The organism is Neorhizobium sp. S3-V5DH, from assembly GCF_004343065.1.
Classification (GTDB): Bacteria; Pseudomonadota; Alphaproteobacteria; order Rhizobiales; family Rhizobiaceae; genus Neorhizobium; species Neorhizobium huautlense.
The window spans coordinates 42274-50299 of record NZ_SMCL01000031.1; the positions used below are offsets into that span (position 1 = coordinate 42274).

Annotated in this window: 13 protein-coding genes; 7 read left to right on the forward strand and 6 right to left on the reverse strand. The window is 57.0% G+C overall.

Annotated elements, in window-relative coordinates; genetic code table 11:
- Window positions 1–60: 60 nt before the first annotated feature.
- Window positions 61–1659, reverse strand: a complete 1599-nt coding sequence (locus EDE09_RS26120; protein ID WP_132413330.1) for a Fic family protein — start codon at window positions 1657–1659, stop codon at window positions 61–63.
- Between the two features lie 318 nt (window positions 1660–1977).
- Between EDE09_RS26120 and EDE09_RS26125 the strand changes: the two genes are divergently transcribed.
- Window positions 1978–2187, forward strand: a complete 210-nt coding sequence (locus tag EDE09_RS26125) for a hypothetical protein (RefSeq protein ID WP_132413332.1) — start codon at window positions 1978–1980, stop codon at window positions 2185–2187.
- A 74-nt stretch (window positions 2188–2261) separates the two neighbouring features.
- On the opposite strand, the gene EDE09_RS28980 is transcribed toward EDE09_RS26125, so the two are convergent.
- Both EDE09_RS28980 and EDE09_RS28770 read right to left on the reverse strand, forming a co-directional pair.
- Window positions 2262–2708 carry a BA14K family protein gene (locus tag EDE09_RS28980; protein ID WP_112803668.1) on the reverse strand — a complete coding sequence of 149 codons (447 nt, stop codon included), beginning with the start codon at window positions 2706–2708 and terminating at the stop codon, window positions 2262–2264.
- 178 nt (window positions 2709–2886) lie between these two features.
- Window positions 2887–3342, reverse strand: a complete 456-nt coding sequence (locus tag EDE09_RS28770; protein ID WP_245505245.1) for a hypothetical protein — start codon at window positions 3340–3342, stop codon at window positions 2887–2889.
- A gap of 104 nt (window positions 3343–3446) precedes the next feature.
- On the opposite strand from EDE09_RS28770, the gene EDE09_RS26140 reads away from it, so the two are divergent.
- Window positions 3447–3686, forward strand: a complete 240-nt coding sequence (locus EDE09_RS26140; RefSeq protein WP_112803666.1) for a DUF378 domain-containing protein — start codon at window positions 3447–3449, stop codon at window positions 3684–3686.
- A gap of 62 nt (window positions 3687–3748) precedes the next feature.
- Here EDE09_RS26140 and EDE09_RS26145 read toward each other — a convergent pair whose 3' ends face one another.
- Window positions 3749–4060, reverse strand: coding sequence for a hypothetical protein (locus tag EDE09_RS26145; RefSeq protein ID WP_112803664.1), 312 nt, complete (start codon window positions 4058–4060; stop codon window positions 3749–3751).
- Window positions 4061–4155: 95 nt separating this feature from the next.
- Between EDE09_RS26145 and EDE09_RS26150 the strand changes: the two genes are divergently transcribed.
- Together EDE09_RS26150 and EDE09_RS26155 are read left to right on the forward strand one after the other, a co-directional pair.
- A complete protein-coding gene (locus EDE09_RS26150; RefSeq protein WP_132413334.1) occupies window positions 4156–4380 on the forward strand; it encodes a DUF982 domain-containing protein in 225 nt (74 codons plus the stop codon).
- Between the two features lie 424 nt (window positions 4381–4804).
- Window positions 4805–5071: a DUF982 domain-containing protein gene (locus tag EDE09_RS26155; protein ID WP_132413336.1), complete on the forward strand. Its 267-nt coding sequence runs from the start codon at window positions 4805–4807 to the stop codon at window positions 5069–5071.
- A 43-nt stretch (window positions 5072–5114) separates the two neighbouring features.
- On the opposite strand, the gene EDE09_RS28385 is transcribed toward EDE09_RS26155, so the two are convergent.
- Both EDE09_RS28385 and EDE09_RS26160 read right to left on the reverse strand, forming a co-directional pair.
- A complete protein-coding gene (locus EDE09_RS28385; RefSeq protein WP_165924271.1) occupies window positions 5115–5264 on the reverse strand; it encodes a hypothetical protein in 150 nt (49 codons plus the stop codon).
- On the reverse strand, window positions 5261–6319 hold the full coding sequence (locus EDE09_RS26160) for a DnaB-like helicase C-terminal domain-containing protein (RefSeq protein WP_165924272.1): 1059 nt from the start codon (window positions 6317–6319) through the stop codon (window positions 5261–5263). Before EDE09_RS26160 ends, EDE09_RS28385 begins: the two co-directional genes overlap by 4 nt.
- A gap of 299 nt (window positions 6320–6618) precedes the next feature.
- On the opposite strand from EDE09_RS26160, the gene EDE09_RS26165 reads away from it, so the two are divergent.
- From EDE09_RS26165 to EDE09_RS26175, 3 genes are all read left to right on the forward strand, one after another.
- Window positions 6619–6864 carry a hypothetical protein gene (locus EDE09_RS26165; protein ID WP_207914889.1) on the forward strand — a complete coding sequence of 82 codons (246 nt, stop codon included), beginning with the start codon at window positions 6619–6621 and terminating at the stop codon, window positions 6862–6864.
- A 117-nt stretch (window positions 6865–6981) separates the two neighbouring features.
- Complete coding sequence (locus EDE09_RS26170; protein WP_105370890.1) at window positions 6982–7188, forward strand: hypothetical protein; 207 nt, start codon at window positions 6982–6984, stop codon at window positions 7186–7188.
- A 199-nt stretch (window positions 7189–7387) separates the two neighbouring features.
- On the forward strand, window positions 7388–7879 hold the full coding sequence (locus tag EDE09_RS26175) for a cupin domain-containing protein (RefSeq protein WP_132413340.1): 492 nt from the start codon (window positions 7388–7390) through the stop codon (window positions 7877–7879).
- Window positions 7880–8026 lie beyond the last annotated feature (147 nt).

The window sequence follows — 8026 nt, forward strand, 5'->3', positions numbered from 1 at the left end:
CTTCGCTGGAATCCGTTCACATCGGAAGCAAACACATTTCCGCCCCCAACTGCAGGGGACCTATCGCCGCCGTCCGAAACTGTCGAACTTATTTTCTTCGGACCGATCGCCATTCTCATTCGATAGACCGATGTCGAAGGCGTCACGAACCACCGCCTCCACTGACTTTACCTCCTCGTCGGTCATCTTTTCGAACTCACGGCCGCGCCGCTTCTTGGAAAGCGTACCATCGTTCTGACGGATAAAGTTAACGAGGCTAGAGATCATCGCGTCCGGCATCTCAAGGAAATCCTGAATGCGTCCCTTCGCCTCGTCGAAGCGCACGAGGTGATCGATCTCATTTGGCAGGTCGTGCCGGATCGTCTGTACGACGCAAGCATAGAGAAATTCCGTCAACTCCGTGTAGTCCCCGAACCTATAGAGATCAGCGGTTTCGTTGACTACACGCACGTTTTTCTCCGCTGTCGGCACCCAATCGATAAAGGGTAGTAACCGTCCAGTGTAGCCGCGCAGGCGCGCACCGTACTCCTCCTGGCGCTCGAGAAGCACGCTAGAAACTGGAAAGATCATGCCGGCAGGCGTGTATCCGCGCTCGGACAGAACATGGTGTATGAGGTATCTGTGCAGGCGACCGTTTCCGTCTTCGAAGGGATGGACGAACACGAAGGCGAAGGCCATAACCGAGGCTTGAAGTACGGCGTCAACCCCACTCTCCGCCATCCTGCTTCCTCCGGCTATGATCCCTCCGAGAAGATCGTTAATGTCTTCGTGCCGAGCTGAAACGAATTCTGGGAGGGGGTCGTCGTTCCAGTCGCGGTCGCCAATAAAGCCGCCGGCGTCTCGCAGCCCGCGCTTTATGAATCGGTTCTCCTCGATGACGAGGTGCTGGAGGCGCACGAGTTCGTCCACGGTGATTGGCCGCTTTCCAGCTTGGGCGACGGCCCTCATCCACCGCTCAAGGCGGCTTCGCGGCGGGCGCTCGCCTTCGATCTGATAGGATGCCTGGCTGTCCGATAGAAGGAGGAATCTTGCCGCACGGGCGATGATCCCTTTTCCGATCTTTCCGATGAGTTCTCTGGCTTCCGCATCCCAGCGGTGGGTGACCGTTTCGACAAGGTATTCGGTGCGCCTTAAAACGGGGCAGAATTCAGGGGTTCCGAGAAGATTGTCCCGCACGCGGTGACGGGGCGAATTCACAGGGGTCGATGTAAAGTAGCTGGCGGTGTCAAGCGCTTCAACATAGTTTCCCCGTTCCGCGTCCGGAATATCAAGGCGTGTACCGGTCAGCCATTCATAGAAGAACCAGATTCGGCGAGTCGCGCTGCTTGTCGGCTCGGCTTCGATCAGCGCCGCGATCTCATTTGCCGGGACGATGTGAAACAGCTTTTTCAGGACCAACAGGTCGATCGTCTCGTGCCTCAGTGCGAAAGACAGATGTCCAAACAAGCTGTCCTTTGGAGTGAAGCGCTTGTCGAAGATCGTCCAATCCTCATGGGCTCTCCTGGAGCCATATATGAAGCCCTTCGCGACGCATGAGGGAAGACGAACAGGGGCTGCGATCCCGTATTTCTGGACGAGAGCGGCATACCCAACAGGCGCCGTATCCGATGGCACGATACGTTCCTGGAAAACCGCCGGATTTGCAGGATTGGCTGTCATGCCCTCTCCTTTGTTATCGAAAAGCGAACCGCGCCATCGAAAGATAGTTAACGTGAAGAAGCGCGATCGAAAAATGCTTACATCGAAAATTACCCAGCATCATCGAAAAACAATCAAATTTTGTCGAGAAGATCGAAAACTAATTATATCCGCTATATAATTACATCGAAAAACGACTAAAATGATGAGGATGTATAGGAAATACGATTAGCATCCTTCATTAAGCGGCGGCGCCCATTAAGGTTGTCGCTTGCATCCACTTATTTAGTGGACTGCACTCACGAGATCGGACCGCGTCAGGAGCCCTTTAACCGGCAGTTGCTTATCCTGAGGGCATGGTCAAACGTCTACAAGTTCCGGCAGGTAAAGTGGGGGAACCTGCGGGAAAAGCTGAAGGTGCTTGCCGAGGATATCCAGCGCACCTTCTGGCTGGACGGGCTGACTCCAATCCAGTTCGGCGTTCTCGTCGCTGTCGTCATTGTCTTTGTGTTCACTGCTATTGCCGCTGCCGCATTCTATCTTCACTAAGGGCTGCCCGATTCCGAAAATACAGAACCCGCCGCGGTGAGGCGACGGGCTGATGATCAGTTACTTCCCTGCGGTTAGTTGTAAGAGGAGTTGCACTGCGCCCTTACACCTGCACGGGGCACGTAAGTGTTGTCATATGCACGATACGAGCGGTACCGGTCTGCGCACCATTGCACGTGGTCAGACATGCCGCTTGTTCTCCGCTGATTAGCAACAACTCCACCGATGATGGCTCCAGCAGCGAGCCCGCCGATGATTGCCCCCGTATTGTCTCGGCGGCGGTTATCGTGGCGTCGCGTGTATCGATCGCGCCGCTCATAGCGATTACTGCGATCGTACCTGTTCCCATCGTAGCGGCGGGCATCGCGCGGAACGTATCTCGGGTCGCCTTCGCGATACTGAATCTGCTGGACAGCGGTTACCCCAGCGGGTGCTCCCGGCGCAGACGGGAAGGCTTGCGCTGAGGTGACGCTGCCGAAAGCCGTCATCAACGAAAGCACTACGAGAGCGAGCTTTTTCATTTTTTTATCTCCATTGCCATGCAACAGGAGATAGTGCTGAATTCTCGTTTTGGTAGTAGCAAGCAACACATAACACGGAAAAGTGTTGCCTTGTGGTTTCTGCAGAGCTTGTTTCGCGGCTAACACCAGAAGGTGGCTTGCTGATAACGAATTGGCCCGTGCTTACATCGTGACGCGTTCACGAGCACAAATTTCGATCGGCCGTCCGCCTGGAACCGGGCGGCACCTCTTCGAGGTTTGCAAGTACACCTTGCTTCAACAAGAACCGGCGAACGTTCTCCCGGATCGCGGGCAAGGGGAAAATTCCCTGGTCGGCCATCCGGCACGCCTTCGCCAATATCTCGTACGTTGCATCCCTTTTTTCTGCCGGCCAATCATCGAGCAGGTCGAAGACGTCTTCTAGGCTGCCGAGCTCTTGAACATAGCGAGCTCTTTTCACAAACAACGGACTGTCGAAAAGAGTGTTTGCCATCGCTGCCTCCTCCACGAACCGCGCGTGATGGTCTCCAAAGCGGTTTCTGATCCGGTCCAAGGTGGCGATCGCCCTCGTCTGCCCCACAGTTGGCATCACATGCGCAGGCACGACCTGAATGCCGTGCTCCGCAAAGATCGCTTCTGCTTCGGTATAGTTCATTCGACTCTTGCTCCGGTCGGTATCACGAATGATTGCTCCCCATCTATGGAACAAGCGGGCACCAACAATGTTGAGCGGCGATTACCCCGAACAAAGGAAATAAAATGCACCTGCTCAACCTCGTCACGCTTCTACTGATCATTGTCGGTGGCCTTAATTGGCTGCTCGTGGGTCTTTTCCAGTTCGACCTCGTCGCCGTACTCTTCGGGGGGCAAGATGCTGTTCTGTCCCGGATCGTCTACGTCCTGGTCGGGCTGTCGGCCCTGTATCAGATCATCCCGTTGTCGCGGGCTATCTCGATTGGAGAGCCGGCGGCAGAAGGATCTCTCGGCCATCGCCACTAAGTAGTAAGGCGTTTTCACTATGGCCGCCGGCGCTTCGACGCGGGCGGCTTTTTCATTGGCCTTCATGCGGTACCGACCCTCCTCCCGATCTCGATAGCTCTGCCCTGTTTGAATATCTTCTCCGCCGCCGCGAACTTGGCCTGCTTCACGCTGCCGCCATCCTCGAACTTTTCGCCGCGGATGGGCTTGCCATTCATGAACGCGACCACATGCTTCAGGCATTCCTCGGCCGCTTCACCCTTCGTCGGGAATAACTTCGGCTTATCGCCGGCATCCATGACCGGGGTCGGGTGGCTGTCCCGGCAGAACTGGATCATTGCCCAGAACCCGAACCCGCCGGGGATTCGATGAGGATATGCGCTGTATTTGTTCATATTCGGTCTCCCGCAGATATGACATCCCCGGGAACTATGACGCCGCCACGTGGATTAGTAGAAGGGATCAGTGAACGCTCATGAGGACGTTGAATATGTTGGTGACACGCTGGAAGACACCCGTTGTGATCAATGACCGCGGTATCCGGATAACCCTTACGTCGCCCGAAGAGGCCATTAATTGGCTTGCTCATGAGCGCGACCAGAGGAGCTCCAAATGGCGACATGCGTGGCAGACTTGCAGAGCCGTCCACGAGGGGCGACTTCCCGCGGATGAAGCCAGGTCCGCTGTTCAACTGGTCGCCCACGGCAGGCACTGATTGCAGCCACCAGCCGCCGCGGATTGGATGGGCGTAACCGGCGAATTGGTTCATGCTGCTGTCCTCCAGTGATAGGCAAGCTCCGCCCTGTTTGATCGGCGGAGACAGCTGGGAGATGTTCGAAATGTCGTGGGGACTCGAGCGAGGGCGCATCTATAACCGGCGAGCTGACATCCATGCGCGATTCAATGGACAGCAGCTGACAAAGATGACAAACCGGATCGGAGCTTTGGTGCCGTGGGAACGGAGAAGGGCTAACTGCTGTATCAAAGGCCAAGCCCCCAGTGCTGGCACTTCAACCGCGGTCTAGATCGTCCGACGTACCTGGCTACATCTATTTGGTTAGCCCGAGCTAATTGGCTTCGGCGGGCTGATAGGCCAATCTGTCCATAGATCTTGGCGGATGGCCTAGGGAGAACGGGCTATGTCGGATGTGATTCCGGTATCGTTCGGTGCTCGCTGGGGAGCGCCGGTCTGCCTTGTGCAGAAGCGGGCAGTAAAGCGTATCAAGGGGCCGGCGGAGGCTATCCGGTTCATGAAAACCGACTTCAGAGAGCGTTCCGGCACGGCTTATTCCCGTGCGGTTGCCGTCTGTTTCGCGGCGCTTCGTCGAGAAACCGAGCCGGATGTCGCGAGGCACTTTTTCCTTGCTGCCTATGAGAGTGAACTGAGGGCTCGGAGTGAACATTAAAACATCTCCTCCTGCTGGCGCTTCGACTTCTGGGAGACGAAGGTCATAGCAGCGTCCTTTCGTTCATCGCCTGCCGGAAGGCCGGGCCGTAGCTGGTGGACTTGCCGTCCCACTCGATCTCCTTGCGGCGCGGGAACTCGCTCTCGCGTGACAGGGAAAGGATAATGTCGGCCTTGCCGGCGACGCGGTTCATGGCGTCTTCCCAGACTGGGTAGTCGTCGGAGTTTCGGCCGGTTCCATGCCGGCGACGATCGGGCGGGCTTGGAAGACGATCAGGACCTGGTCAGCGTCCTTGTCCATGTTGCCAACAAGGTCGCGGTAGGTCGGCCGGCGGTTCATGGCTGCGCTGAGACGTTCTTTGAACCTGCGCCCCTGGTAGTCCTGGAACGTCGATTTCTTCTGGTGGGTGAGCGCGATGATTGGGATATCGTGCTTCTGCGCGAAGTCCTTGAGGATCGAGGTGGCGCGCTGGCCCTGCTTGAACTCATCCTCGTATTCCATCTTACCTGTCCACTGGATCTTGCCGATGTGGTCTAGGAAGAAGGCTTCGATGCCATGCTCTCCGATGAGACGCGCAATCTTCTGGTCGATCTGGTCGAGGGTCAGACGACGGCAATCTATGTCGATGTGTTTGAGGCGCTTCATGTCCTCGCCGGCGCGGAATAGATCCTCAACCTCGTTATCGCTTACGGATCCGCGCTGCTGGCGGGTGGAGCTTATTCCAGTGCGCCGGGCCTTCTCGCGCATGATGATCTGCATTCGGCTCATTTCGCCGCTGTTGAGCCCTACAGGAGCCTTTTCAGCGATATTGAACATGCACTGCATCGCGAGCGCGCTTTTGCCCTGCTTCACACCGCCACCGATGATGATAAGTTGCTTCTTCTGCCAAGGGCCCGTGAGCGTGGTGATCTCCGGAATGCCCGGATCAATTCCGACCGGGGTCGCGCCGCGCACGGCATCATTGGTCCGGTCGAGCATTTCGTCGACCATGTCGGCAAAGCTGTCTTGCGGATCGTTACGGCTTTCTATCGCTGAAACGATCGCAGTAAGCTTGTCCCGGCATTCCTTGATCCGATCAATGAATTCGAGCTCGTCTTCCGCCTTGACGCCGGCAAGATGGGCATCATCCCCAATGCTCATTGCCTCACGACGGTGGAAATATCCGGTGATCGCGTCTGCGAAGTCGGGAACGCCCTGGATGCTGACCGCGTCGGAAACCAACCTCGCCAAATATTGGGAAACGGTCATGTCCCCCGCTTTCTCGGCGGCTATTTCTGGAACCATGAATGACCGGACGGTGACCGGGGTTCATGCTCTTCCCAACTGCGCGCCCCCGGAGGACAGCATCATATATGTGTCGATGAAGCCGCTCGAAGAAGTGATCGGTCTCGAAGGTCGGAGGACCGACCGACAGCGTGGCCTTATGCTGTCCGGCGAGCAGGCCGACGCGCTGGTGCATGTCACGGACGGACGTGCGCTTGTCATCAAGAGGCCGGCATGGTCGGCATCCGGGCATCGCGGAAACCTACCGGCGCAGGATCGAGCGTTTGACCGAGACGCTGTATCATCCCGACCAGGCAGTCGATGCAGCTGACGCCATCCGCGGGGTCATCGATCGCAGCGTCGTGACTCCCGGAAAGAAGCGCGGCAGCTACACCATCCCCCTGCAAGGCGAGCTTGGCGCCATCCTCGTTTGGATCGACCGCAGTGGAAAACTCGGCTACAAGCAACGGTCGGACACCTCCCAATCCTATTTGTCGGCCTCGGTAAATACTCGGGGCTGTAGCACGTGACGACCGTCCGAACTGCTCCGCCGGTGTCTTATCCGGGACGCATTCTCAGAACGTCTCCGAGGCTGCATTTTCCTTCAAATTCCTATAAGACGTCTCTGGAGCAAACCAGGAGAGAGAATGGAAACCGTGGAGATTAGCAGTCGCAGTGATTTTGCCCTCTGGGCGATCCAGCGCGCACAGGAAATTGTGACAGCCGAAGGTGCCGCCTTTGCGATGTCCGCCCGTGACATGAACGAAGAAGTATTGGCGGAGACTGCGGCCGCACTCGGTAAGGCCATCAGCGATGCGATGCTTGAAGTTTTCGACGGCCTGATAGGCGAATGATTTCGAAAGTGCAGTTCCACGAATGCGGACTGCAGGTGATCATTGTCGTTTATCAGCGGGGCATTAGCTTTACCCATGTCAGCAGGACTGGCTGATCCAACCGAATCCGCCTACGTCATCAGCGCGGCTCGAAGACTTTATGCACGCGCAGTGCCTGATTCGAGAAAACCCGACCAAGCAGGCTAGAATCGAGACCAGAGTGACCCACAACCATCACGACCACGACGACCATCATCATGCGGATGACCACTGGCGCGAGAATGGCGTCAAGGTCATTCCCGGCAATTCGCTCGATCCAAATACGGCCCAGACGCCCGGCATGAACCGCGCCACCGCCATCAGCAAGGCGCGCGCCGGAGCGGAGAAGATCTGGGCCGGCACGGTGACGATCCACCCCAATGCCAAGACAGGCGCCCATCACCATGGCGATCTGGAAAGCATCATCTACGTGGTCAAGGGCAAAGCCCGCATGCGCTGGGGCGAGCATCTCGAATATACTGCCGAAGCCGGTCCCGGCGACTTCATTTATGTACCGCCCTATGTGCCGCATCAGGAGATCAATGCCAGCCGCGACGAAACCCTGGAATGCGTTCTCGTCCGCTCCGGCCAGGAGCCGATCGTCGTCAACCTCGATATTGAGCCGGTCGAGAAGCCGGAAGACGTGCCCTGGATCGATCCCATCCATCGATGACCGTTGCGAGCGATGCGCAGCAACGGGGTAATGCTCCCCTCAGTTGATAACCGGTTCCGGCGTCTTGCCGCCAAATTCGGTCTTCAGGAAATCGAAGTCGCAACCTTTGTCTGCCTGTTCGATATGGCTTGAGAACATGAAGCCATA

What these genes read in the sequence shown, in the direction of transcription:
- EDE09_RS26120 (WP_132413330.1), bottom strand. Translation starts at nt 1,659, where the DNA reads ATGACAGCCAATCCTGCAAATCCGGCGGTTTTCCAGGAACGTATCGTG.
- EDE09_RS26170 (WP_105370890.1), top strand. Translation starts at nt 6,982, where the DNA reads ATGGAAACCGTGGAGATTAGCAGTCGCAGTGATTTTGCCCTCTGGGCG.
- EDE09_RS26155 (WP_132413336.1), top strand. Translation starts at nt 4,805, where the DNA reads ATGTCGGATGTGATTCCGGTATCGTTCGGTGCTCGCTGGGGAGCGCCG.
- EDE09_RS26160 (WP_165924272.1), bottom strand. Translation starts at nt 6,319, where the DNA reads ATGACCGTTTCCCAATATTTGGCGAGGTTGGTTTCCGACGCGGTCAGC.
- EDE09_RS26140 (WP_112803666.1), top strand. Translation starts at nt 3,447, where the DNA reads ATGCACCTGCTCAACCTCGTCACGCTTCTACTGATCATTGTCGGTGGC.
- EDE09_RS28770 (WP_245505245.1), bottom strand. Translation starts at nt 3,342, where the DNA reads ATGAACTATACCGAAGCAGAAGCGATCTTTGCGGAGCACGGCATTCAG.
- EDE09_RS28385 (WP_165924271.1), bottom strand. Translation starts at nt 5,264, where the DNA reads ATGAACCGCGTCGCCGGCAAGGCCGACATTATCCTTTCCCTGTCACGC.
- EDE09_RS28980 (WP_112803668.1), bottom strand. Translation starts at nt 2,708, where the DNA reads ATGAAAAAGCTCGCTCTCGTAGTGCTTTCGTTGATGACGGCTTTCGGC.
- EDE09_RS26145 (WP_112803664.1), bottom strand. Translation starts at nt 4,060, where the DNA reads ATGAACAAATACAGCGCATATCCTCATCGAATCCCCGGCGGGTTCGGG.
- EDE09_RS26150 (WP_132413334.1), top strand. Translation starts at nt 4,156, where the DNA reads ATGTTGGTGACACGCTGGAAGACACCCGTTGTGATCAATGACCGCGGT.